We start from the raw sequence: 24384 nt of genomic DNA on the forward strand, positions 1-24384 counted from the left end.
CTTAGGATCGTTCTTGAGAACGAAGAAAACACATACAGGATTTATAATTATCTCTCCAAAAAAGCCCCTGAACATAGGGACGTCTTTGAATACTTGGCAACTCAAGAAGCAGTTAGTAAACATTAAATATACCCATGAGAAAATCTTTAACGTAGGAGGTGTATTCATGGAAGAAGATATTGTTAAAAGACTGGAAGCCCTTTCTGAAAAGGAAATTTTAGGCTATGCAATAGCCTCTGAAGAAGATGCCAAAGCCTTTTACCTCAAACTTGCGGAGGGAAAGGGTGAGCTTATAGAGAACTTCTTTAAAGACCTCGCAAAGGCGGAAGAGGCACATAGATTACTCTTGCTAAACTTATACAAAAAACTCTTCGGAGATGAAAGCTATCCAGTGCCTCAGGGAATTCCCTTCCTTGAGAGTACTGTCAATGCCGTAACCTTGGGTGGGATGGTTGAGGCTATGAGGACTGCACTAATGAACGAAAGGGTAGCAGAGAGAGTCTATAAACTTCTGGCCAAAAGACTGCCTGAGCATGAGGCTCTTTTTGAGTTCTTGGCAACGCAGGAGAGAGCTCATTACAAAGCAATCGAAGCCCACAAGGAATATCTAGAGGGGCTCATGAGAGGAAAGCCGGATTATGCCGATATCCCCGCTCATGTGATATTCAATCAGGTGGAAATCTACTACAAGCCAAGAGTTCTCTGAAGGGAGGCATATGAGGATTGTCATAGTTGGAAATGGACCCGGGGGAGTGGAATTAGCCAATCAGCTTTCTGGAGAGGAAATAACTATAGTTGAGCAGGAGAAGGTTCCGCATTACAGTAAACCTATGCTGAGTCACTACATAGCAGGGTTCATTGATAAGGAAAAGCTCTTTCCGTATTCCCTTGAATGGTACGAAAAGAAAGGAATAGATCTGAATCTAGGGGCAAGAGCGGAGTTAATAGACAGGGCTCGAAAAAGGCTGATAACAAGTGAGGGCGAGATACCCTACGATGTCTTAGTTATAGCCACCGGTGCCAGGCCAAGAGAGCCAGCTCTTGAGGGCAAGGAGTTTGTACACACCCTTAGAACACTCCAGGATGCCGAGAGAATTAAAGAGCAAATAGAAAAATATGAAGAGGTTCTGATACTTGGCGGTGGATTTATAGGTCTTGAGCTCGCTGGGAACCTGGCAAAAGCAGGCTACAAAGTTAAGTTAGTTCACAGAGGGAGTAATCTCCTTGGCCTTGATGAAGAGCTCACGAAAGTAATAATGGAGAAGCTCGAATGCGATGGGGTGGAGTTTTATCTCAATGCAAATGCGCTGAAGGCAGATAAAGAGGGAGTTCTTACGGATAAGGGTTACGTAAATGGAAAAGTCAAGATATGTGCCTTTGGGATTGTCCCCAACAAGGAAATAGCCGTTAAAAGCGGTATTCACGCCGGGAGGGGAATATTGATTGATGATCATTTCCGAACCTCGGCAAAGGATGTGTATGCTATCGGAGATTGCGCCGAGTACAATGGAATAATCTGCGGCACTGCAAAGGCTGCCATGGGGCATGCGAGAGTCCTTGCTAACCTTTTAAGAGGTAGAGAAGACAGGTATGACTTTGAATTCCGTTCCACAATTTTCAAATTTGGAAATTTCCCAATAGCCCTGATTGGAAAAACAAGGGGAGGGGGAAAGTGGCTGGATAAGAAGACAAAAGTTTTCCTTGAAGGAGGCAAGATAGTCGGAGCTGTTGTTATGGAGGACATAAGGAAGGCAATGATGCTGGAGAAAAAGATAAAAGCTGGAGTTAGCATAGATGAACTGTGATGTTCTTTCCCTATCTTATAAATTTCGGAGAGAAAACCTTTTATATTTCTCTATCGAAATTAATAATGCCGTTTTGAGGTGATGGGTATGGTGGTTGAAAGAAAAATGACCAAGAAGTTTCTTGAGGAAGCATACGCTGGGGAAAGCATGGCCCATATGAGGTACATGATTTTTGCGGATGTGGCTGAGAAGGAAGGATTTCCAAACATAGCGAAGCTTTTTAGAGCTATAGCCTTTGCTGAACTTGTTCATGCAAGAAACCACTACCAAGCTTTGGGCAACGTTAAAGACACTCCAAATAACCTTCAAGTTGCTATTGATGGCGAGACCTTTGAAGTTGAAGAAATGTACCCCGTTTATAAAGCAACGGCAGAGCTTCAAGGAGAGAAAGAAGCCGTTAGAAGCACTCACTATGCCTTGGAAGCCGAAAAAATCCATGCAGAGCTTTATAGGAAAGCAAAAGAACTTGCGGAGCAGAAGAAAGACATAGAGATAAAGAAGGTCTACATCTGCCCAGTTTGCGGCTACACAGCAATTGATGAGGCTCCGGAGTACTGCCCGGTTTGTGGTGCTCCAAGAGAAAAGTTCGTGGTGTTTGAGTAGCTCTTTCGTTTTTTGCCCCATTTAGTTCGGGGCGCAAACTTTATAAGGTTAGTCTAACAATATTAGGGTGGTGGAAACATGGCGAAGTGGAAGTGCATAGTTTGTGGATACATATACGATGAGGAAGCTGGGGATCCTGATAGTGGAGTTGCCCCAGGAACAAAGTTTGAAGATTTGCCAGACGATTGGGTATGCCCGCTCTGTGGAGCTCCAAAAGACATGTTTGAAAAGATAGAATGAGGTGACCGAGATGATCGGTGAAACCATAAGGAGTGGGGACTGGAAAGGAGAAAAGCACGTCCCCGTTATAGAGTACGAAAGGGAAGGAGAGCTTGTTAAAGTTAAGGTGCAAGTTGGTAAAGAGATACCTCATCCAAACACCACCGAGCACCACATCAGATACATAGAGCTTTACTTCTTACCAGAGGGCGAGAACTTTGTTTACCATGTTGGAAGGGCTGAGTTTACAGCCCATGGAGAGTCTGTAAACGGCCCAAACACGAGTGATGTATACACAGAGCCCATAGCTTACTTTGTACTCAAGACCAAGAAGAAGGGCAAGCTCTATGCTTTGAGTTACTGCAACATCCACGGCCTCTGGGAGAACGAGGTTCAGCTTGAGTGACCCTTTTCTACTTTTTTCTGTTTGTTTTGGACTCTCCAGATGTTTAAGAGTATGGAGCTTTTCTTGGGAACAAACTTAGCGTGTTTTCTAAAATCTACAAAAGTTTACCGGAAGGTTTATTTAGTTTTTTCTTCCCAATTTATCTGGGTAAAAACTTGGACGATGGGAGCATGGTAAGTGTTTATCAAACTCTTATGGGCCTCTGTGGAGTGCTGACCCTTGCGGGAATTTTCCTTACCTGGAACCTTTCAAGAAAGATTGAGAACTTCTTTTTGGGGCATAGAAGGCTTTCTTGGTACATCCTCTTTGGAGGAATACTAACTTCACTCGGCTTTATCGCGACAATGTTTGAAGTTCATAGGGGCATTGTAACCATTGCAATACTTTTGGGGCCTGTTTTAATAGCCTATTCCCTCTCGGAAAGTGGACTTGTTAGGGCTACTTGGACAATGCTCTTGCAAGTTAGTATTGTAGCTGGGAGTGCCATCTTTGTAAGGGAGAGCTTTTATACCGTTGAGCTAGCCTCTTCAGTAGCAGTTCTTCTTCTTATCAATGCCATATCAGGCTATGTTAGAACCCCTGAAGAGTATAAGAAGCTTGCAGGAATATCGTCTTGGGCTTTTGTAGTGTTCATCTGGCTCAACATCTTTGCTGTAGAAATTGCCTCAGCAGTGTATTTCTTTTCCATGAGCCTGTGGATTTACACCTTAGTGAGGCTCCATTACGTGGCAGCTGAAAGGCTTGGCAATTCTACCATGAGACTTTTATATTCGAGTTAGGAGGTTGTCATTAAAACCTTTATTTGATGGAAAGATTTTAGTATGGAAAAGCCCTATTAATAAATGTCTTGTTTTTGAAATGAGGTGAAAGAAATGGTGGAGATTGACATGGGGATTCCCCTTGAAAAGGTGAATGAGTTCTCTCTGAAGGAGCTCTTGGGAATGGCTATAAAGGCGGAAATAGGGGCAAGGGAGTTTTACAAAAGCATGGCAGCAAATGTTGAGATAGAGACTCTAAGGAAGAAGCTAGAGTTTCTCGCTGGGGAGGAGGAAAAGCACGAGGAATTTTTAAGGAAGCTTTACGCCCAGTCGTTCCCCGGAGAGGAGATAGCGTTCCCCAAGGAACATGTGGGGCCAGAGTTAAAGCCCGTTGCAGAGAAAATTAAAAACGTTCAGGATATGCTGGAACTCATTAGATGGGCTATGGAAGCGGAGAGGATTGCCAAAGAATTCTATTCTAAGCTCGAAGAGATGACGGATGACAATGCAAAGAAAGGTCTTCTTAGGTATCTGGCCTCAATGGAAAATACACATTACTTTATCCTAAAGACAGAATACGAGCTCCTCCTCGACTGGGAGATGTACAGCCAGATGATGCATGTTGGACCTTGAGACCCGTGCTCTGATAGGCATTTTCTCTTTTTTGCCGTTATCGAAAGCTTAATAACCTCCGCTTTTCTATTTCTATGCCACCCAACGAAAGGCTTAATAGTTAGGAAAACCTAACTAATAAGGAGGTGTGAAAAATGCCCGAAAAGTTTGACAAGATATATGACTACTATGTGGACAAAGGCTATGAGTCCAGCAAGAAGAGAGACATCATAGCCGTTTTTAGGATAACTCCGGCTGAAGGGTATACAATTGAGCAAGCCGCGGGGGGAGTCGCTGCTGAAAGCTCAACGGGAACATGGACTACCCTCTATCCATGGTATGAGGAAGAAAGGTGGGCAGATTTATCTGCAAAAGCTTATGACTTCCACGACATGGGGGATGGAAGCTGGATAGTTAAGATTGCCTATCCGTTCCACGCTTTTGAAGAAGCCAATTTACCGGGACTTCTTGCGAGCATTGCTGGGAACGTCTTTGGAATGAAGAGAGTGAAAGGTCTCCGCCTTGAAGACCTCTACTTGCCCGAGAAGATTATCAGGGAGTTCAATGGGCCTGCCTTTGGTATAGAGGGAGTAAGGAAGATGCTCGAAATCAAAGACAGACCAATTTACGGTGTAGTTCCAAAGCCAAAGGTCGGCTATTCTCCAGAAGAGTTTGAGAAGCTTGCCTACGATCTTCTCACTGCAGGAGCGGACTACATGAAAGACGATGAAAATCTTACAAGTCCGTGGTATAACCGCTTCGAGGAGAGAGCAGAGATAATGGCGAGAATAATTGAAAAAGTCGAGAGCGAAACCGGAGAGAAGAAGACATGGTTCGCCAACATAACTGCGGACATAAGGGAAATGGAAACTAGGCTTGAACTCCTTGCAGACCTTGGACTTAAACATGCGATGGTTGACGTCGTCATAACTGGATGGGGAGCGTTGGAGTATATAAGGGACTTGGCTGAGGACTACGGCTTGGCCATACACGGACACAGGGCAATGCACGCTACCTTCACAAGAAATCCCTACCACGGAATTTCAATGTTCGTCCTTGCCAAGCTCTACAGGCTCATAGGCATTGACCAGCTTCACGTGGGAACTGCTGGTGCTGGAAAGCTCGAAGGTGGCAAGTGGGACGTTATTCAAAACGCTAGAATCTTAAGGGAGAACCATTACAAGCCCGATGAAAACGACGTATTCCACCTTGAGCAGAAGTTCTACCACATAAAGCCGGCATTTCCAACGAGCTCCGGTGGATTACATCCGGGCAACCTGCCAGCGGTCATAGAGGCTTTAGGAACCGACATTGTCCTCCAGCTCGGCGGAGGAACCCTTGGCCATCCAGATGGACCTGTTGCTGGAGCTAAGGCGGTAAGACAGGCAATAGATGCCATAATGCAGGGAATATCTCTAGAAGAATATGCAAAGACCCATAAAGAGCTCGCAAGGGCTTTAGAAAAGTGGGGGCATGTGACTCCGATTTGATCCTCCGCAACTTTTATATATTTTCTTCGCTTAACTTTTAGTTAGGGTGACCTAATTATGTTAGAAAATTTCGTAACATCATTGAGCACGTACCTTCTTGCAGTTTCCAATGGGAATTTGATGATGGTTGCTTTTTATGCAGGTCTTTTTGTGGCCTTAATGACGACTCTTGGCTCGTTGCTTGCGATAATCTCCCATAAGATGCCTGATTGGGGTATGGACTTCAGCTTATCTTTTGCCGCTGGGGTAATGATTGTTGCGAGCTTTACGAGTTTAATACTTCCGGGGATTGAAGCCACTGGTAGCTTTGTACCTGCCGGAGTGGGAATTTTGCTTGGAATAGTTCTTATATACGCTATCGACCGCTTTGTACCTCATGAGCATTTGGTTAAAGGCTACGAAGGCCCTGAAGAGCTCAAGAACAAGTTGAGGGTTGTTTGGCTGATAGTTTTGGCAGTCATAATACACAACCTGCCCGAAGGCTTAGCAGTTGGAACATCTATTGTCTTTGACCTAAAAACAGGGGTTGTGACGGCAATAGCCATAGGAATACAGGATTTCCCCGAGGGGACTGTTGTTTCATTACCCCTTGCGACCCTTCAAAAGAAAAGGTTCCAGCCCATTCTGATGGGAGCTTTAAGCGGAGTTGCAGAATGGATCATGGTTCTTGTGGGGGCGTTTTTCTTCACAATATTTCATAGCTTGCTCCCTTACGGTCTTGGTTTAGCAGGGGGAGCAATGCTCTACGTAACGGTAAAGGAAATGGTTCCAGAGATTTACAAACACGAGAAGAATGAACTTTTAGTAACTGCTGGCTTTTTCCTAGGTTTTTATATAATGCTCTTCCTTGATTCGATGCTTGGGTAGTTCGAAGTTGGCACTTTTGTTTTTAATTTTTCGAAAACTTTATTAGAAAGACCGAACAATTAAATACAGGTGTGTAAAGATGAACAGAATTGGTGCATTGGCTTTAGCTGGTTTGATTGTAGTCGCTTTTTTAAGCGGTTGCATTGGCCAGAAGGAAGAAGTTCCCACTATAGTGATAGGTTCTAAGCCCTTTAACGAGCAGTACATCTTAGCCCACATGATAGCTCTTCTCCTTGAGGAGAACGGCTTCAAGGCAGAGGTTAAAGAGGGCCTCGGCGGAACCCTCGTCAACTACGAGGCGTTAAAACGGGGCCAGATTCACGTCTATGTAGAATATACGGGAACTGCCTACAACAACATCCTCAAGCTCGATCCCCCGGAGAAGTGGGATCCCGATTACGTCTACGAGAAAAGCAAGGAAGAGATGTTAAAGCGCGACGGCGTTCTAACGCTCGTAAAGCTCGGTTTTAGGGACGATTATGCAATAGCCGTTAAGAAAGAATTTGCCGAGGAGCACAACCTCCAGAAGCTCAGCGATTTAGCACCCTACGCTCCGGAGATGACCCTTGGAACGGACCCGGAGTTCGCAACGAGGCCCGATGGTCTTCCGAGGATTAAGGAGGTCTACGGCTTCACCTTTGGGGAAGTAAAGCAGATGGAGCCAACGCTTATGTACGAGGCAATAAAGAACGGACAGGTTGATGCCATCTCCGCCTACACGACCGATGCGAGAGTCGACCTATTCGGCCTCAAAATCCTCGAGGACGATAAAGGAGCTCTACCGCCCTACGATGCCGTCATTTTGGTCAAGAAGGAGTTCGCCGACAAATATCCGGAAGTAGTGGAAGTCCTCAAGAAGCTCGAGGGGCTCATTGACACTGACACGATGAGAGAACTTAACTACCAGTACGACGTGGAGAAGAAGGATGCGAGGGAAATAGCGAGAGAGTTTTTAATCGAGAAAGGCCTCATCAAGGGCTGACTCCCTTCTTATTTTGGTGATGGGGATGCTCTTCAACAGAATCGAGAACGTCGAGCTCAGAGATGTTACAAAAAGATACGGGGATTTCACGGCTGTTGATCATGTCAATCTTGAGATCATAGGCGGTGAACTTTTAATACTCATAGGGCCGAGCGGCTCCGGAAAGACAACCCTTTTAAGGACGATAAACCGCCTTATTGAGCCAGATGAGGGTGAGGTCTTCATCAACGGGCGCAACGTGAGGGAGTTTGACGTTGTCAAGCTGAGGCGGAGCATTGGTTACGTTATCCAGCAGATAGGACTCTTCCCTCATATGACTGTGAGAGATAACATAGGACTTCTTTTGAAACTGGAGGGCTGGAGTGAGGAAGAGATTGATAAGAGGGTTAAAGAGCTCTTGCACCTCGTGGCCCTTCCTGAAGACTTCGCCACTCGTTATCCTCACCAGCTAAGTGGTGGTCAACAGCAGAGGGTTGGCCTCGCAAGGGCCTTGGCTTTAAACCCTCCCCTCCTCCTTATGGACGAGCCCTTTGGGGCTTTAGACCCTATTTTGAGGAAGCAACTTCAGGAAGAGTTTTTGAGAATAAAAGAAGTTCTTGGAAGGACTATTGTTTTCGTAACCCACGACATAGAGGAGGCCTTCAAGCTCGGCGATAGAATAGCGATAATGAGAGACGGAAAGCTCGTTCAGGTGGGGTATCCTGATGAGCTAGTGCTTAATCCAGCGGATGATTTCGTTGCTAAGTTAGTTAATGCGGACAAGAAGTTCAAGCATCTCGACACCCTGAAGGTGAAAGACCTCATGGTGGATGTTGAGAAATACACAGTGGAGGTGCAGAGAAAGGACGAGTTGCTCCAGTGGATGAAAGATAAAAACCTTGAATTTGCAGTTATAGTGGAAAAAGGAGCACTTAAAGGTGTTACGGATTTAAAATCTCTATTAAAGTCGCAGGATTTAGAGGAAGCTCTCATAGAGCCCCTTGTATTTTCTCCCGATGATTCACTCGCTTCCGCCTTGGCTGAGATGAAACGCAGGAATGCCTTTCTTGGAGTTGTAGTTGAGAGGGAAAAGCCCGTTGGCATTTTACTTGCTAATGAAGTTCTTTTAAAGCTCTTGTGAGGGTCTTTAATGGACATTAGATGGGTATGGGAGAGCCAGAACCTCACCCAAAGGACGCTTGAGCACCTCCGCATGTTCGGGATAGCCCTGGCCTTATCGATCGTTATCGGTGTTCTCCTCGGCCTTTACTTCTACAGGCGGCCAAAGTTGGCTCCAATAGCGTTCAACGTCTTAAACATCCTAGAGACTGTGCCAACGCTCGCACTCCTCGTTCTCCTCCTTCCCGTCCTCGGCCTCGGGGAGAAGCCAACGATAGCGGCTTCGGTCATCTACTCCATCCTTCCCATAGCGAGGAACACCTACACCGGGCTGACGAGCGTTGAGAGGAGCTACATCGAGGTGGCCGAAGCGATAGGCCTCAGCGAGCGGGAGGTACTCCTGAAGGTGCGCTTCCCCCTGGCCTTACCCCTAATAGCCGCGGGAATAAGGATAGCGGTTGTTTTTTACCATGGGCGTCGTTACACTCGGCGGCCTTATAGCGGCCGGCGGCCTTGGGGCGCCGATACAGACGGGCATACACCTCTACGACAGGGACATAATCGTCGTCACCGGTCTGTGGGTTGGGCTTCTGGCATTAATACTCGATGGAGTTGCTGCATTAATAGAACGCTATCTGAGGGGTCGCTATGGTAGGCGTTGAGAGAGTTCTTGGGGCCTTTGGGGAGCACCTCGTTTTGACTTACGCATCCCTGTTCCTCAGCATAGCCATTGGAATACCCCTGGCAATATTATCGCTCAAGAGCAGGAGGTTAGCTTCATTTATAATGGGCTTCGCCAATCTCGTTCAGGCAATACCGAGCTTTGCCGTTGTTGCCATAGTGGTTCCCCTCCTTGGGATAGGCTTCACCCCGGCGGTCTTTGCGATATTCCTCCGGGCGCTTCTCCCGATAGTCAAGAACACCTACGTGGGGCTTAGTGAAGTGGATGAAGCTATGGTTGAGGCGGCCCGGGGGATAGGGCTCACGGAGTGGGAGATTATAAGGCACGTCCGCCTTCCGCACGCCTATCCTGCAATGTTCGCGGGCATAAAGTTCGCCGCTGTTTTAGCAAACTCCATAGCCATACTCACCGCCATAATCGGCTCCGGGGGGCTGGGAAGTCTGGTCTTTGAAGGCTTAGCAAGCTTTAACACGGACAAAATCCTTGCCGGTTCCATTCCAGCCATACTGATGGCGGTGTTTATTGACGTTAGCTTTTCCTACCTCGAAAAGAGGGTTACTCCAGAGGGTATAGGAGGTGTTTGATGTGAAGGTTGTTGTTGGTGCAAAGCCCTTTAACGAGCAGAGAATCCTCGCCCATATAATCGGAAAGCTCCTGGAAAGGGAAGGGTTTGAGTACGAGGTGAGGGTGAGCGAGCCGAGGCTGGAGGCAAACCTTGAGGCGCTTGAAAGGGGAGAGATAAACCTTTACGTCGAGTACACGGGAACCGCCTACAACGCCCTTCTCAAGCTCCCGCCCATGGAGACGTGGGACGAGGAGAGGGTCTTCGAGGCCGTCAGGGAGGGGTTCAAAGGGAAGGGCATAGAGGTTGTCGCGAGGCTCGGCTTCAGGAACGACTTTGCTCTCGCGGTGAAGAGGGAAGGGCTGAGAACGATAAGCGACCTCGCGGGGATATCGAAAAGCCTCACCTTCGCCTGCCCCGCTCCCTACATCGAGAGGCCCGACGGCCTGCCGAGGCTTAGAGAAGTTTACGGCCTTGAGTTCAGAGAGATAAAGCCCCTCATGCCGCCGGAGATGTACGAGGCCATATCGAAGGGCGAGGTGGACGTTATAACTGCCTTCACAACAGATGCGAGGGTTGACGCCTTTAAGCTTGCCCTCCTTGAGGACGATAAAAAGGCCCTCCCTCCCTACGAGGCGATAGTGATAGCCGGAGAGCTTCCCGAGGGAGCAGCTAAGGTGTTGAAGGCGCTGGAAGGGAAGATAAGCACCGAAACGATGAGGAGGCTCAACCACATGCTCGACTTCGAGGGGAAGAGGGAGGAAGAGATAGCGGAGGAATTTCTGGCCAGTCTGGGTATTTAACCCCGTTAAAAATTTTTCATTATTTGGTAATAGATACTTCCATAATTCTCAGCCAGAAAACAAAAGAAGAAAAACAGACCTCACTTTGGCATCTCCTTGATATGCACATCCATCTGCGGGAACGGTATCTCTATTCCTTCTTTCATGTAGGCCTTGTAGATGTCCTTGGTGAGGTCTCCCTTGACCGCCCAGTAGTCCTCGGTCTTAGCCCACGCCCTGAGCTGGAGGTTTATCGACGAGTCTGCGAGCTCCGTTATAACCACCGTCGGAGCCGGATCCTTGAGAACCTTCGGGTGGTTCTGCATGAGGTTCATGGCGATCTTAATGGCCTTGTCGAGGTCCGTTCCGTAGGCGACGCCGACGTTGACGTCGACTCTCCTCGTGGGCATCCTGGTGTAGTTGGTTATCACGTTGCCCCAGACGAGCTTGTTGGGGATCGTTATGAGCACGTTGTCGGGAGTTAAGAGCTCGGTGCTCATTATGCCGACGGCGTTGACTTTGCCGGTCTTCCCAGCTACCTCAACGACCTCACCCATGTCAATCGGCCTGAGGGCTGCAATCCAGACTCCAGCTGCCAGGTTTGTTAGCGTGTCCTGCATGCCGAAGCCCAAAATGAGGCCTATCACAGCCGATAATCCTAACACAATGGATCCCGTTTCTATTCCTAGAGCTCTTACTGCTAGGAGGATTACCGCAACATACAAAAGAGCACTTAGAAATTTTGCAAGGAATTCAATGATTAGCTCCGGGAGCTTCGTCTTCTTAAGTGCCATTTTGAAACTCTTTACAGTAACCTTTGTGACAATCCATCCTACAACTAAAACCAAAATCGCGGTTAGAATCTGAATTGATGTTACGCCAAGGTACGGAAGCTGTTTTTCAAGTGCTACCACTTTGTTTCATCTCCAAAAATTCTTAAAGGAGTTTTTATTAATAGGATAAAGAAAAGAGAAAATCAAACTTCCCCATATTTTTCAATGAGCTTCTTCAAAAGTCTGTGGTGGTCTTCTTCATTTTTAACAAGGGCCTCAGCGAGCCCTTTGAAGAGCGGATGGGTCATCTTTTCTGCCATCTTTTTGTATGTTTCTATCATGTCTTTCTCTATCTCAAGGTGCATCTCGGCAAACCTTTTCACAAGAAGAGCCTGTTCTCCGGAGAGCTCTATCTCCTCTGGTTCTTTCACGTGTTCATATCCCTTTCCAACTTTTTCAAGCTCCTTCTGAGCCTCAAGGATTGCTTTCATTAAGTGTTTGTGTATAATTGTATCGACGGCTATTCTTGTCACAACCGCCTCTGTATCGGTGTACTTCAACCCCTGTCCCCTAATCTTTGCCAGTCCTTCGGTATAACTCTTGGCCGCCTTATCCTCAACTTCGGCAGCCTTTTTAACAAGAGGTTCGACCATAGGAATCACCAGTTCATAACATGGTATTTGAAAGTTATATACCTTTCCCATTATAGCGTCAGAGAAGAGCCAGTAACTCCTTTAAAAGTCTTGAATGCTGAAGTAAACTTTCCCTAATTAGTTTGAAAACCACGTCCTCTAAGGGAGATTTTGGTTTTAATTTTTCAAAAACTTCAAGTTCCGCGTTGTTGACCTCAATCAATCTGAACACTATCTCTTTAACGGTAGCTTTCTTTTCTTTGGGAAGGTTCTCTGGAAAGGGTTCCGCATAAAAAAGGGCTTTCCTCTCTGCAAGCTCCTCTCTTCCCATTCTGACTGCTGGAACCTTTTCTTTATAACACATTCCGCCGAGATTGTACACCTCAACGTTCTCCACAACACTGTCGCTCCAAAACTTTCCCAAAACTCTCTCTATTTCCATTTCTGCTTTAGGGAGCTCTTTTAACAATTTTTCTTGAAGAATAAAATCAGAATAGAGTGATAAAAGTTCCTCTGTTGGTAATTCTTCTAGGAGTCTCTTAAAGTTGTTCTTTAGCTCTTTAATACCTTTTTGGGCGTTCTTTTCCATTAAGTTTCCTCCAAAAAATAAGAAGGGGGTCATTCGAGGACTACAATTGCCTCTGGGCTCTTTATCCTTACTGCTAGGGCTTCACTTGCTAAAAACGCTACTTCTTCCCCTTCCGGTCCGAGCTCTTTTAGATCTGCATCCTGTCCGATGATAATGTCAAGAACTGCAGGGGTGTTTGCGAACACGATTACTTTGTTTTCGTCAATGCTTGGGGTAACTAGGATACCACCTTTGAATACCCCTTTCAAAACCTCTATGAGCATTCTTCCACCCTTCTCGTGAACTCTCAAGAGCTTGGCATATCTCTTTGGATGGATTATTACCCCGAAAGGCCCTGCAGAGGCTTTTGATGCTTCTTGGAGAGCATTCATGAGTTCATCTAATGCCTCTTCTGTGTTTTCCCATGGGCCGAGCTTTAATCTTTTTATCCCTTCAGTTGAAAGTATCTCATTTATTATCAGGCTTTCCTCGTCTTTGACAAGCAGTTCTCCAGCTTTCACCGCTATAGCTGGATCGTAAGTTCCATCGTTAAGCTCTCTCAGTCCAACGTAGAACTTCTTTGTGAGCATTGGGATTGGCCTGTACTCCTGTTTAACTACTTTCACGCCATCCTCGAAGCTTATGATATCCACTCTAAATGATTGGCCAGTTATTTTTGTTTTTGGAAGTGAATTAGTTAACGTTCTTCCCTTTTCAATTGCATCTAGAAGGGCTTCCCTTAAAACCTTGAGATATCCACTTTCTTCCATTTTATTCTCCTCCGGAGAGTTGAGTTCGGTTTTAATACCTGTTAATTCCTCAACCTCCTCAAATCCATCCTTAAGTTCACTGCTCTGCTCTGGGTCTAAGCTCAGCAGAAGAGCCATGAACTCTCCCACGTGTGCCTTTTCCTCCCTTGCAACGTCCAAGAATACCTTTTTGAACCTTTCATCCTCCGTAAATCTTGCCATCTGTTCATACAAGTTTACGGCATCGAGCTCGGCTATGGTTGCCAGCCTTAGGGCTTCCATAAGCTCTTCCTTAGAATAGGGCTTATCCCTATTTATCAGAGTTGGGTTTATTGCCAGCACTCAAATCACCATTTTAATGTTCGACTTTCACGTTAATAAGGTTTTCCAAAGAAAATAAAAAGGATGTTAATTCAAAACTCACTTCGTTCTCAAAAACTTTGAGACGTAGGGGCTTTCCCCGGGTTTTCCTCTTCTGAAGTGGCCGCTCGGCTTTCCAGTTAAGAGCTCTTCAAACCATGCTTCATGTTCTATTTCCTCATGCAGAATAGCAAGTGCGAGGTCATAGGTTCTTGGATCCTTTCCGAGTGTGTAGTTGCATATCTCCGTATAAACCCCAACGGCACACCTTTCAGCTTCAAGAAGAACCTTTAGAAGGTTTTCGATGGTAGGCTCTTCTGGCAGATAGGCATCTCTACAAGAGGCTAGATCGGCAAATTCTCTAATGTCTCTTGGCAGATCTCCTCCAAGTTCATAAATTCTCGGTACAAGGGCTTCAAAATGGTTTCTATCTTCAAGCCTTGCATCTTCAATTATCTCCTTAATGGCTTCTCTTCTAGACCTGTTGCATGGTTTCTAAGTATGGTGTAGTAGTAATATGTTGTGAACTCTGCTGCAGCCGCTTTAACGAGAAGTTCTAGCAATTTCTCTACATCTATTCCTGCCCTTTCAATTAATCTCCTATTGTGTTCCGACATGGGTTTCACCAATTTTAGTATGTATTTTTTCTTAATAAGCTTTTCTATTTAGAAATAATTTCTAATTAGGAAAGCTTATAAAGTGCAGTGCATACTCAAAAACATGTGGAAAGAAAAAGCGGTTGGAGTGCTAAGGGAAAAGAGATACAAGCTTACCCCCCAGAGACTTAAGTTACTTGAGGTAATACATGAACTAGGCCCTTCTCACCCTTCCCTCAGCGAAGTTTTCAAGAAGATCAAAGAAGAGTTCCCCACAATGAGCTTCTCTACCTTGTACTCTAATGTCATGGCTTTAAAAGAACTTGGCCTCATAGAGGTTTTTTCTGTTGAAGGGGAGACTAGGATTGAGATCAACACGGAACCTCATGTGAATTTGATTGAAAATGGTGAAATAGTTGATCTTACCGATCCGGAGATTATCGAACTGATTAAGGAAAAGCTAAGAAAAGAAGTAAAGCTTGTTAACGTTCTAATTAAGGGCAGATGAATCTCTTCCTCTTCAATCAACCTCAAGGCTAAAGTCCTGATAATCCATCCATATGCCCGTCTTCATGACCGAGTCGTATTGTGCCTTCAAAAGCTCATAGTGTGCCTTCTCAACTTTTGCCAATTCGTTAAAGATTTTCTTAACGTTTTCATCCTCGGCTTCTTCCGCCGCTTTTTCATAAAACTCCCACGTAAGCTTTTCCTGCTCCATCCCCAACTCTACGGCTTTAACCTCGCTAAGCTCTCCCTCATACTTCGGTGTAAGCTTTTCCAAAAGTTCCTCGTCAACCTGGGGCATTTCTGGTTTTTGAAGGAGCTTTTCTACAAACTTCTTCTCAAAAACATCCCAGTGTTCAGCCTCCTCCCCAGCCAAAAAGAGGAACATCTTTTTTGCCCTTTCATCCTTTGCTCTCTTGGCCATCTCAATGTAAAACCTGAGCTCTGCCTTTTCAACTTCCAAAGCGAGTGCAAGTGCGTTGATTTCCTTCATCCTATCACCGATTTAAATTTAGTTTTCTGGAGATATTAACTTTTTGATCTCTTCAAGCACTTCTTTTGCGTGTCCTTTGGCTCTAACTTTTATCTTCTTCCAGGCTATTTCTCCCTCTGGGCTAAGGATGAAGGTGCTCCTTATTACCCCTTCGTATTCCTTACCGTAAAGTTTCTTCTTTCCCCAGGCTCCAAGAGCTTTGTGGAGCTCGCCACTTGGGTCACTGAGAAGCTTTACCTTTAATCCATGCTTCTCTTTGAATTTCCTGTGACTCTCTGGGGAATCCCTGGAAACGCCTATAACTTGAACTCCAAGCCTTTCGAATTCTTCAATAAGCTCGGTGAACTCTTTTGCCTCCGTTGTACAGCCAGGAGTGTTGTCCTTGGGATAAAAATACAGCACGGTCCACTTTCCTTTCACAAACTCCCTCAAGGGAGCTTCTTTCCCTTCTTCATCCCTAACTTTAATATCAAGGTAGCTCATGCGATCACCAAAATTATTAGGACACCCTAATTCATAAACTTTTCTCGCAAGGCTTTTTAAGGAGGGCAGAGTAAAATTTCCGGGATATGCCATGAAGATTGTAAAAATTGAAAATCCGCTCTTCCTCAAGGATGAACTCCTAAGATTTGTCTTCAGAGTCTACCAAGGAACAAATGGAGCTTACCCTGCATTGGAGTGGGTAGAAAATAAACCATCTCCTGATGATTTTGAAGGATTTAAAAGAGTCTATGAACCTTTTCTTGAGTTCAGGCTTAGGGATGAGTTTGATGAGCTCTATGTTCTTCGCAACGAGGATGGGAGACTAATAGGTACCGTTGCTCTAGTGTACAATCTTGAGGGCAAAGAAGCATGGTGGGTGCCGGAGGAGATTAAAAACGAAAAAACAGGTCTCATAGAGTTCTTTATGGTTGACCCAGCCTACAAAGGAAAAGGCTATGGCTCAAAGCTTTTGCAATTTGCAGTTGAAAGGCTTAGGGAGCTCGGAAAAGAAGCATATGTGATAACCTTTCCGCATCTTGAGGCTTACTCATACTACCTTAAAAAGGGCTTCAAAAAGCTCATGGATTACAAAGAGTTCGTTGTGCTAAAAAAAGAGGGTTAGAGGACGTAGAGATAAAGCGCGAGCATTATCTGGATGGCCAAGAGCAAAACTGCAGAGAGCGCTATTAGCTTGTGTGTATTTCTCTTTATCTTCCTCCCCCAGAACAGCCTCCCGCTCGTTGCCGCAAAGAGGACGTATAAGTATACAAAAAGCCCAAATTTTCCATGGATTGAGGGCACGCCGCCGATGGTGTAGAGCATGTAGGCGACGCCAATTGTCAGCAATCCCACAGCAGAGTACACAAAGAAATGATGCCACCTTCGTTTGTGCCTCCTGGCGTAGTAAATTCCCAAGAGAAAGAAAAGGAGTGCAGTAGTCTGCACCACTGCGTGTATCTGGAACGGCTCCATCTTAATCACCCGTCGAGCTGTAGCTCCCCATAACCCCTCGCTATGTTGTGCTTGGTCGTGAAGTCATCCGCATCGGCTAGAGCAAAGATGAAGCTTATTTTCTGTCCGGGAGTAAAGGCTTTATCGTACTGATCTCCGGTATTGAGCTTCCTTTTGAATTCTATTATCGTAACCCCGTTCTCCTCTTTTCCGGCATACTCAAGGATATCACTACTTCCGCCAAGCTTCTCATCGGGTGGATGTGGGCCGTAGGTTCCGGTGGAATAAGCATCGATCACAACGGTGTTGCCGTCTTGAACCCATCCAAAAACCATGTCTGCATCCTTCATCTTGTCAGTGGGTTCAAATCCTATTGACACCCAACCACTAGTCTGCCCCTTAAGGGCCATGTAAAGGTAAGTGTCGTCGTTTCTCCAGTAAACGGTGAGTTTTCCTCCGACGAGTGAGAGCTCATGGGCGTACTCGTTCTCCCCTATTACTCCGTCGGCCTTCCATTCTCCGAGCTGGGTGAGGGTTTCACTTTGAGTCGTTTGGGTTGTGGAAGGAGTCCCATAGCCCCCGCCCCCGGTGCAACCGCTTAGAAACACTACTCCAACAAGGAACAAAACAAAAAAACCAAGTTTTTTCAAATCCTTCATGCAGTGTCACCTAATAAATTAAAAAGAGTCAGAAGTTGAAGTTTATGTCCTTCATGAGCTGGTCGTAGAGCTCCTCTTTATAAACATCGGGGTACTGCATCATGTAGTCATAGTGCTTCTTAAGGATGTTAAAGTGTTGTCTCTCCATATCGGCAAGCATGTTGAGCAGAACTTTGGTTTTTTCATTTGCTGCATACTTTGCAAGTTCGTTGTAAAGCTTTTCACTCACAAGCTCAGCTTCCATGGCTATCTCGTAAACTTCGTCAAGGTTGATATCTGGTTTTTTAATGGCTTCACTCATTTTTTCTGCAATAACTTTGAACTCTCCCATTATTTCAATTTCGATCTGTTTTGGTTCTTCTTCGCTCTCCTTAAACTTCTCGGCCATTTTCTCTACTATCTGTCTGTGCTTGTCTTCCTCCTTAGCCAGAAACAGGAGTTCATCTCTAATAATATCGCTCTTTACAAGCGAAGCCATCTTTTCGTATGCCTCTTTTGCTTTTATTTCGGCATTTACGGCAATTTCAAAAACTTCCTTATCCGTTATCTTCATAGAAACCACCGGTTATATATTCTCGTTAAAGTTATTAACGTTTTCGGAACTTTGGTGATTCGTCCCTTGGAAAGTTTTTGGGAGATAAAATTTCAGTTTGGTTAGATAAAACCTTTTATAGGTGTGTGCAATAGTATATATTGGTGATTACAAATGGACAAACTTGTCCGTAACAAAATTTTTGATGAGATATACAGGATTGGCGAAGATGGTGTCCCTGAATTTAAAACCTACGTCGCTGGAGAGTGGGTTTTTGGAGAAAGTTTTTCTGAGGTTAAAAGCCCCATAGATGGCAGAACTATAGCAAGGGTTTCAAGACTTAGCAAAGAACAAACCGAGGAAATTCTTTCCACAGTTTATGAAAAAGGAAGGGAGGAAATAAGAAATTATCCTGGGGAAAAGAGAATAGAAAGCTTTTTGAAGGCGGCACAGTTGATGAGGGAAGCATTTGAAGACTTTGTGAGAGTTTTGATTCTTGATGCTGGCAAGCCGAAAAGCAATGCAACTGGGGAAACAAAAGCCACCATTGAAAGGCTCGAAAAAACTACTTTTGAGTCAAGGAGAATGCTTGGTGATTACATCCCCGGAGACTGGAGTGAAGAGACCCTCGAAAGTGAGGGAATAGTAAAGAGAGAACCATATGGAGTTATCTTGGCAATAAGCCCCTTCAATTATCCGCTGTTTATTTCCGCAACAAAAGTAATACCTGCCCTTTTCAGTGGAAATGCAGTGCTGTTAAAACCTGCATCTGCAGATCCTCTCGCGGCACTTCTATTTATTAGGGTCTTAGAACTTGCGGGCTTTCCTAAGGAGAGCTTTGCCCTCTTAACAATACCCGGAAGATTTATGGATGATGTGGTAAAGGACAAGCGTATAAGGGCTATAACCTTCACTGGCAGTACAGAGGTTGGGGAGCACATAATAAGAACCGGTGGAATAAAAGCTTACCATCTTGAGCTTGGGGGCAAGGATCCTGCCATAGTTTTGGATGATGCAGACCTTGAGCTTGCGAGTGAAAAAATCATTAAGGGTATGGTGAGCTATTCTGGCCAGAGGTGCGATGCAATAAGGCTCATACTAGCACAGGAGGAAATCTATGAGGAGCTGAAGACGAAGATTCTTGAAAAGCTGAAAGAGATAGAACCCAAAAACCCGCTGGAGGATGAAAACGCTGTGATGGGACCTCTTATTGACAAACATTCTGCGGATTATATTGAGGAGGTCTACAAAGATGCCATAGAGAAGGGAGCGAAGCCTTTGACCGAATTCAAAAGAGAGGGCAACTATGTATGGCCAATACTCCTTGAAGTGGACAAGGAAAAGGTTAAAGAGCTTAGAGCTTTTCAAGAGGATGTTTTTGGTCCGCTAACTCTGGTTATCAAAGTCAAGGATGAAGACGAAGCAGTTGATATAGCGAATTCCTCCCGCTTTGGACTGGATGCCTCTGTTTTCAGTGAGTGTGTGAGAGGAGGGCAAGGAAGGTCGCGAGGAAGCTTGAAGTCGGGAGCGTCTTCATCAACGAGTACCCGAGGCACGGCATAGGCTACTACCCATTTGGCGGCATGAAAGACAGCGGCGTGGGAAGAGAAGGCATAGGCTACTCTGTCGAGCAGCTTACGACGACAAAAACGATAGTGCACAACTTCAAAGGCTACGGTGTCTGGGAGTACCTTTGATTTTCTCCGTTCTGGTCAGCCGTGATTTGTGTAAAGTTCGTAAACATCAGCACGGCTGACCTTCCCCACTCTCACCTTCATCGTGGGGCTTTCGGGGGGAACGGAAACTCCCCACATCTTCAAGGCTCTAAGTGAAATATTCCAACTCCCAATAACATCCCTATCGGCCTCAAAACCACAATTCGAACACTTCAAAACCCTGCGCCCATTCAGGTTTAGTTTCCCCCCACATACCGGGCACAGGGAAGAAGTGAAAGCGGGATTAACGAAAACAACTTTTATCCCTTTTAGCTTAGCCTTGTATTCGATGATTGACTGGAGCTTTCTGAAGCTCCAGCGGTGAAGACAACCATTCATCTCAGCCGAATACCTAATCGAATACCTGATTTCAGTTAAGTCCTCCAAGGCAACACCACCGTATTTTTCAGCTAATTCAACAATTTTGTTAGCCAATTTGTGATACAAATCGTTCAACCTGTTCCTCTCCCTTCTCCCATACTTTTCGAGAAGCTCTTTTCTCCTCTTTCCAGTCCTAAGCTTTTTCTGGATTTTTCTCCGCTTTACAAAATAACTCGTCCTTATCTCCCTCTCGTGGGTGATTATCTGGACGAATTCTCCATTTGGAAGGCTCAGCGTAACGTTGTTCTCGTTCAAGTCCACGCCGATGAAGGCCTCAGGCTCTCTCACTTCAACCTCTCTGGAAAAGACTACGTTGATGAAAACTCCTTTTGGCGTCCTCACCAACCACGCTTGCCCAACTTTCCAGTCCTTAAACTTCTCGTGATACTTTGCAGGATAAAACTCCAGCTCAATCCTTCCTTTTGGAGTGGAGAGTTTTACTATTCTTTTTTCAAGGTTGAGTTTAAAGAGATGGTCGTCGAGCATTATGGCGTCCTTCTTAAAAACGGGCTTCCCCTTAGTTTTACCCTTCTTTTTCCTCTTCCGATAACTCTTGTAAATTGCAGTAGCCATTTGGGTGGCCGTGTAGTGGTAGTGGCTTGTAACTCTGGATACTCCTTGCGCAGGCTTTTGTACGTTTCCTTTTTAAGCCTGTAAAAGCTAGTAACGTTATTCTCAAAAGCATAACCGATGAGGTAGTTCACAATCTCCCGATAAGCGGAGAAGAGGTCGTTTAACTCCTCTGGAGGGGTTTTGAGCTTGAATTTTGCCGTGAGCTTAATCGTCTCTGAGGGCATTCTTTACCGCCTCGAAGAGGCGTTTTTTCTTGTGAGAACGAGCCCCATAAAGCTTTCCAGCAAAGGAAGTAACAATATCTAATAAATCCTCTACAAGCTCTTTCTCCGGCGTTTTTTCCTCATCGTCAAAGATTACTTCAATTTCAACGCCGTGAGAGTTGAAGTATTGTTCGAGGTATTTGAAGCCAAAGCGGGTGAGCCTGTCCTTGTAGGTTATCACAACTTTGGTTACTTCTCCACTCTCGACGAGTTTGAAGAGCTGTTTTAGTCCTTTTCTGTTTTCGTTTAGGCCTGATGAGATGTCGGTGAGGATTTTGGCCACTTGGTATCCTTTTGAGGAGCAGTAGTTTTTGAGGTATTCAACCTGTCTCTCAAGGTCTTCTTTTTGATCTCTGCTGGAGACTCTGGCGTAGATAGCGACCTTGTCGGGGACTTTGCCTTCGAGGAGTCTCAGAACTTCATTTTCTGGTATTCTGAATTCTTTTCCAACTTGATAGGCTTTTATTTTCCCTGCTTTAATCCAACGCCGTACTGTCATCGTTGAAACACCAAGCTTTTTAGTAACTTCACCAGTTCTGTAAAGCCTCATCATCACTACCCTAATTATGATTTTGTGTGGAAAGTATCTAAATGTTTCGTTTGTTGCTATTTGCAGAACAGCCCTTTGGGTTCATCAAGCGCCCCATAAAGAGTATTGTATCACTTTCCCTGTCGTAAATAAGGAAGATAAACGGGTGATCAGCCTTGAAGACTTTGGGTTTCTCAACCCCCGGTGGAGCCGCCAACGTTAGTGTAACGGCGGTTGCCGCGGCCGCCTCCGTTCCGTTCTCAGCGACGCTTATGAAGCTCTTGTGGATGACTTCGCTTATCGCTAGGTTTCCATCATTGGAGATTCCCTCAAAGTCCGCTCTGGTAAAGGCGCTCTTCATTCCCATGTCCATGAGAACGTCCCTGAGCTTATACGAAGCCTCGAACCTGAACTTCGGCAGTGCAACTTTCACCTTTTCCTCATGCATGTTTTCCAGTATGTTCTCTATGAATTGAACGCTCAGGTTGCCTTCCACCTTTTCAAACTTCCCCTTCCTAGGCAGAATTATCAACATGCTCAGTCTTTCGCCCTCGTAGGGAAGTTCGAGGGCCTGAAGGTCGTCGTTTTCGAAGTAGGGAAATCTTCCAGTCTGGTGCATCATTGGAATGATAACGGTCGCGTTGGGCGCGTGGAAGGTTTCGTTTCTCGTGTCGCTCGCCTCGAACCTACTCGACCAGTTTGCCTTGAAGTAAATCGCGTTCGTTATCACGAGCCTCGTCATGGGGCTTAAACCTGATACGATGTCCCTAATCCTGCCGCTCGTCTGGTTCTTCACCCATGCGTTTATCTCCTTTGCAGCTCCCTGCGGGTCGCTCTGGAAGTCGATCTCTCTAGCCTCCCCAAGGTAGAACTCCCTTACAACCCATAAGTACTTTTCACTTATTGGGTAGTCCCTCTGAACCCAGAGGGTGTTGGCGCTCCTGAGGATGAAGGATGAGCCTTCGGGACTTTTCAGGGAAAGTATGAGATACCTGAAGCCAACCCACCTTGTATCGTTATTCTCCGGAAGATAGAGGACTCTCTCCATCTCCTCTGCAGTCTTGCCGCTCGCTCCTTCATAGGCTATTGCCAATGCCGTCTCGATGCTGAAGGGCGAGAAAAAAAGGTTGCCTTCGTCTTTTGCCAGGTCTTTATAGAGGTCGAAGGCGAAGGAGTTGACCGCCTCCACTATCGGGTCTTCCTGCCCTTCCTTCAGAACGTCGTATTTCGTCATCGGTGGGGTGAAGTGTGGCTCCGTTGAATGTGATACCGCTGGAGTGTTCGTGGGCTGGGGACTTCTAACATCACCTAGACATCCCCCAATGAAAACGAGAAGAACTATAACAAGCAGGACTGTACGCCTCATGCAATCACCAAAATTACTATGGGGTTGGGAGTATAAATACGTCTCGATAGTTTCAACCGCGGTTAAAGTTAAAGGAAAAGAACATCAGAGAAGTGCCAGAGTCGCCATGATCTTTGCGTCTTCCACCATGTTGTCTATTTTTGCATATTCATTTGGCTGGTGGGCCATCTCATCCAGCGTGGCCCAAACCACCGCCGGAATTCCAAGCCTTCTGAAGTATGCTGCAAAAGTTCCTCCTCCGATGCCTCCAATTTTGGGCTCCTTCCCTCTAAACTCCTTTATGGCCTTTTGCAAGAGCTTAACAATCTCGCTATCCTTTGGAGTCGGAGCTGGGGCATCTAGCCTCTGCAACACTTCTATCTCAATCTTCGGCAGAACTTCACCATTAATCTCCTTCTTGTATTTCTCTCTAACTTTCCCAGCAAGCTCTTGGGCATCGTTTAGGATGTCATCCAAGTTATATTGTGGCAACACTCTGCAATCGAAGACAACTTCATGCTCACCCGGAGCTATGTTGGGAGCATCGCTTGGATTTCCTCCCATAGTTGGTTCGAAAGTGCTTTCTGGAGGATCAAAGAGTTCATCCCTTGCATTGTACTTCTCATGGAGAAGGTCATCAAGGGCTTTTGCATAATCAATAGCAACTCTGTGGGCATTCAACCCCCAATCCCGGCATGCTCGCGTGGACTTGCTTTCCTTTAACCTTGATTTTCATCCAAAGAATGCTCTTCTCTGCAATCTCTATAAATGTTCCTTCTTCATTCCCACCATCTGGAACTAGTACTAGGTCGTTTTTCCTAAATAGTTCTGGGTGGTCTTTCATTAACCATCCTAAACCATACTTACTTCCAGTTTCCTCGTCACTCACAAAGGCTAGGATTACAGTCCTCTTAGGCCTTATCCCAAGATTCATCAAGGCTCTAACAGCATAAAGCGAGGCAACCAAGCTTTGACCATTATCCTCACTACCCCTGCCGTAAACCTTACCATCCTTTACGATTGGCTCGAAAGGCTTCGTCACAGTCCACTTGCTCAAATCCCCTGGGGGAACAACGTCTAAATGAGTCAAAATCCAGAGCCTTGGACTTTTCTCACCTTGCTCACCATAATAGTATGCCAGAATGTTTGGCCTTACCCCATTTTTGGCCCTTGGGTCGGGGGCATCATAGCGTTCAATCTTGTCAAAAGGCCAGTCCTTGATTATCTCCAAGAGTTTTTGAGCCTTATCATACTCCCCCTCACCACCACTATCAGGACTAACCGCCGGAATCCTAATAAGCTCAACCAAAGTATCAACCATATTTTCTCTTAGAGATTCAATCTCCTTAAGAATAACCTCCACATCCATTTGCATCACCATTTTTGATTTTTAGTCTCTCCTTAAAGTAATT

Annotated in this window: 29 protein-coding genes and 3 pseudogenes; 18 read left to right on the top strand and 14 right to left on the bottom strand. The window is 45.6% G+C overall.

Annotated features, from left to right (window positions below):
• Positions 1 to 166: 166 nt before the first annotated feature.
• The 14 genes from OCC_RS06045 to OCC_RS06110 all read left to right on the top strand — a co-directional run bounded on the left by OCC_RS06045 (position 167) and on the right by OCC_RS06110 (position 10887).
• Positions 167 to 706: a ferritin-like domain-containing protein gene (locus tag OCC_RS06045; RefSeq protein WP_004068445.1), complete on the top strand. Its 540-nt coding sequence runs from the start codon at positions 167 to 169 to the stop codon at positions 704 to 706.
• A gap of 10 nt (positions 707 to 716) precedes the next feature.
• Positions 717 to 1805, top strand: a complete 1089-nt coding sequence (locus OCC_RS06050; protein WP_004068447.1) for an NAD(P)/FAD-dependent oxidoreductase — start codon at positions 717 to 719, stop codon at positions 1803 to 1805.
• 87 nt (positions 1806 to 1892) lie between these two features.
• Positions 1893 to 2408 carry a rubrerythrin family protein gene (locus OCC_RS06055; RefSeq protein WP_004068452.1) on the top strand — a complete coding sequence of 172 codons (516 nt, stop codon included), beginning with the start codon at positions 1893 to 1895 and terminating at the stop codon, positions 2406 to 2408.
• 78 nt (positions 2409 to 2486) lie between these two features.
• Positions 2487 to 2648 (top strand): rubredoxin, encoded by a 162-nt coding sequence (gene rd, locus OCC_RS06060; RefSeq protein WP_004068454.1) that lies wholly within the window; start codon positions 2487 to 2489, stop codon positions 2646 to 2648.
• Between the two features lie 10 nt (positions 2649 to 2658).
• Positions 2659 to 3033, top strand: a complete 375-nt coding sequence (sorA, locus tag OCC_RS06065) for a superoxide reductase SorA (RefSeq protein ID WP_004068456.1) — start codon at positions 2659 to 2661, stop codon at positions 3031 to 3033.
• Positions 3034 to 3188: 155 nt separating this feature from the next.
• Positions 3189 to 3812, top strand: coding sequence for a hypothetical protein (locus OCC_RS06070; protein WP_148290417.1), 624 nt, complete (start codon positions 3189 to 3191; stop codon positions 3810 to 3812).
• A 93-nt stretch (positions 3813 to 3905) separates the two neighbouring features.
• Positions 3906 to 4424, top strand: coding sequence for a ferritin-like domain-containing protein (locus OCC_RS06075; protein ID WP_004068461.1), 519 nt, complete (start codon positions 3906 to 3908; stop codon positions 4422 to 4424).
• A 134-nt stretch (positions 4425 to 4558) separates the two neighbouring features.
• Entirely contained in the window at positions 4559 to 5893 is a 1335-nt protein-coding gene (gene rbcL / locus OCC_RS06080; RefSeq protein ID WP_004068463.1) for a type III ribulose-bisphosphate carboxylase, read from the top strand.
• A 57-nt stretch (positions 5894 to 5950) separates the two neighbouring features.
• Complete coding sequence (locus OCC_RS06085) at positions 5951 to 6760, top strand: ZIP family metal transporter (protein ID WP_004068465.1); 810 nt, start codon at positions 5951 to 5953, stop codon at positions 6758 to 6760.
• Between the two features lie 79 nt (positions 6761 to 6839).
• Entirely contained in the window at positions 6840 to 7742 is a 903-nt protein-coding gene (locus OCC_RS06090) for a glycine betaine ABC transporter substrate-binding protein (protein ID WP_004068467.1), read from the top strand.
• Positions 7743 to 7767: 25 nt separating this feature from the next.
• Positions 7768 to 8862 (top strand): ABC transporter ATP-binding protein, encoded by a 1095-nt coding sequence (locus OCC_RS06095; RefSeq protein WP_004068469.1) that lies wholly within the window; start codon positions 7768 to 7770, stop codon positions 8860 to 8862.
• A 9-nt stretch (positions 8863 to 8871) separates the two neighbouring features.
• Complete coding sequence (locus OCC_RS06100; protein WP_020953701.1) at positions 8872 to 9495, top strand: ABC transporter permease; 624 nt, start codon at positions 8872 to 8874, stop codon at positions 9493 to 9495.
• On the top strand, positions 9489 to 10106 hold the full coding sequence (locus OCC_RS06105) for an ABC transporter permease (RefSeq protein ID WP_004068471.1): 618 nt from the start codon (positions 9489 to 9491) through the stop codon (positions 10104 to 10106). The genes OCC_RS06100 and OCC_RS06105 overlap by 7 nt, the downstream gene beginning before the upstream one ends.
• A 1-nt stretch (position 10107) precedes the next feature.
• The gene (locus tag OCC_RS06110; protein ID WP_004068473.1) at positions 10108 to 10887 is read left to right on the top strand and encodes a glycine betaine ABC transporter substrate-binding protein; all 780 of its coding nucleotides are present in this window, start codon (positions 10108 to 10110) and stop codon (positions 10885 to 10887) included.
• A gap of 80 nt (positions 10888 to 10967) precedes the next feature.
• Here the strand turns inward: OCC_RS06110 and OCC_RS06115 are convergent, their stop codons facing one another.
• The 5 genes and pseudogenes from OCC_RS06115 to dps form a co-directional block, all read right to left on the bottom strand.
• Positions 10968 to 11780, bottom strand: a complete 813-nt coding sequence (locus OCC_RS06115) for a mechanosensitive ion channel family protein (protein ID WP_004068475.1) — start codon at positions 11778 to 11780, stop codon at positions 10968 to 10970.
• Positions 11781 to 11842: 62 nt separating this feature from the next.
• The gene (locus OCC_RS06120; protein ID WP_004068477.1) at positions 11843 to 12292 is read right to left on the bottom strand and encodes a ferritin family protein; all 450 of its coding nucleotides are present in this window, start codon (positions 12290 to 12292) and stop codon (positions 11843 to 11845) included.
• 58 nt (positions 12293 to 12350) lie between these two features.
• Positions 12351 to 12860, bottom strand: coding sequence for a hypothetical protein (locus OCC_RS06125; RefSeq protein ID WP_004068479.1), 510 nt, complete (start codon positions 12858 to 12860; stop codon positions 12351 to 12353).
• A gap of 29 nt (positions 12861 to 12889) precedes the next feature.
• Positions 12890 to 13930, bottom strand: a complete 1041-nt coding sequence (locus tag OCC_RS06130; RefSeq protein WP_004068481.1) for an encapsulin — start codon at positions 13928 to 13930, stop codon at positions 12890 to 12892.
• Positions 13931 to 14008: 78 nt separating this feature from the next.
• Positions 14009 to 14565, bottom strand: a pseudogene (gene dps / locus OCC_RS06135) (DNA protection during starvation protein).
• A gap of 103 nt (positions 14566 to 14668) precedes the next feature.
• Between dps and OCC_RS06140 the strand changes: the two are divergent.
• A complete protein-coding gene (locus OCC_RS06140) occupies positions 14669 to 15052 on the top strand; it encodes a Fur family transcriptional regulator (RefSeq protein WP_023843724.1) in 384 nt (127 codons plus the stop codon).
• A gap of 12 nt (positions 15053 to 15064) precedes the next feature.
• On the opposite strand, the gene OCC_RS06145 is transcribed toward OCC_RS06140, so the two are convergent.
• Positions 15065 to 15541 (bottom strand): ferritin family protein, encoded by a 477-nt coding sequence (locus tag OCC_RS06145; RefSeq protein WP_004068486.1) that lies wholly within the window; start codon positions 15539 to 15541, stop codon positions 15065 to 15067.
• Positions 15542 to 15559: 18 nt separating this feature from the next.
• On the bottom strand, positions 15560 to 16024 hold the full coding sequence (locus OCC_RS06150; RefSeq protein ID WP_004068487.1) for a peroxiredoxin: 465 nt from the start codon (positions 16022 to 16024) through the stop codon (positions 15560 to 15562).
• A gap of 91 nt (positions 16025 to 16115) precedes the next feature.
• Here OCC_RS06150 and OCC_RS06155 point away from each other — a divergent pair, with 91 nt between their 5' ends.
• Positions 16116 to 16646 carry a GNAT family N-acetyltransferase gene (locus tag OCC_RS06155; RefSeq protein ID WP_004068489.1) on the top strand — a complete coding sequence of 177 codons (531 nt, stop codon included), beginning with the start codon at positions 16116 to 16118 and terminating at the stop codon, positions 16644 to 16646.
• Here OCC_RS06155 and OCC_RS06160 read toward each other — a convergent pair.
• From OCC_RS06160 to OCC_RS06170, 3 genes are all read right to left on the bottom strand, one after another.
• Complete coding sequence (locus tag OCC_RS06160) at positions 16643 to 16888, bottom strand: hypothetical protein (protein ID WP_238565043.1); 246 nt, start codon at positions 16886 to 16888, stop codon at positions 16643 to 16645. The genes OCC_RS06155 and OCC_RS06160 overlap by 4 nt on opposite strands.
• 113 nt (positions 16889 to 17001) lie before the next feature.
• Positions 17002 to 17634 (bottom strand): DOMON domain-containing protein, encoded by a 633-nt coding sequence (locus OCC_RS06165; protein WP_004068494.1) that lies wholly within the window; start codon positions 17632 to 17634, stop codon positions 17002 to 17004.
• Between the two features lie 28 nt (positions 17635 to 17662).
• A complete protein-coding gene (locus tag OCC_RS06170) occupies positions 17663 to 18187 on the bottom strand; it encodes a ferritin-like domain-containing protein (RefSeq protein ID WP_004068496.1) in 525 nt (174 codons plus the stop codon).
• 153 nt (positions 18188 to 18340) lie between these two features.
• Between OCC_RS06170 and OCC_RS06175 the strand changes: the two genes are divergently transcribed.
• Positions 18341 to 19729, top strand: coding sequence for an aldehyde dehydrogenase family protein (locus tag OCC_RS06175; RefSeq protein ID WP_020953703.1), 1389 nt, complete (start codon positions 18341 to 18343; stop codon positions 19727 to 19729).
• Entirely contained in the window at positions 19645 to 19863 is a 219-nt protein-coding gene (locus OCC_RS12990; RefSeq protein WP_274517767.1) for an aldehyde dehydrogenase family protein, read from the top strand. The genes OCC_RS06175 and OCC_RS12990 overlap by 85 nt, the downstream gene beginning before the upstream one ends.
• 15 nt (positions 19864 to 19878) lie before the next feature.
• Here OCC_RS12990 and OCC_RS06180 read toward each other — a convergent pair.
• The 4 genes and pseudogenes from OCC_RS06180 to OCC_RS06195 form a co-directional block, all read right to left on the bottom strand.
• A pseudogene (locus OCC_RS06180) lies at positions 19879 to 21059 on the bottom strand (RNA-guided endonuclease InsQ/TnpB family protein).
• Entirely contained in the window at positions 21040 to 21651 is a 612-nt protein-coding gene (locus OCC_RS06185) for an IS607 family transposase (protein ID WP_171814837.1), read from the bottom strand. Before OCC_RS06185 ends, OCC_RS06180 begins: the two are co-directional and overlap by 20 nt.
• A gap of 34 nt (positions 21652 to 21685) precedes the next feature.
• Entirely contained in the window at positions 21686 to 22993 is a 1308-nt protein-coding gene (locus OCC_RS06190; RefSeq protein ID WP_004067473.1) for a serpin family protein, read from the bottom strand.
• Between the two features lie 84 nt (positions 22994 to 23077).
• A pseudogene (locus tag OCC_RS06195) lies at positions 23078 to 24341 on the bottom strand (M20 family metallo-hydrolase).
• Between the last annotated feature and the right edge of the window lie 43 nt (positions 24342 to 24384).

Source organism: Thermococcus litoralis DSM 5473, assembly GCF_000246985.2.
Classification (GTDB): Archaea; Methanobacteriota_B; Thermococci; order Thermococcales; family Thermococcaceae; genus Thermococcus_A; species Thermococcus_A litoralis.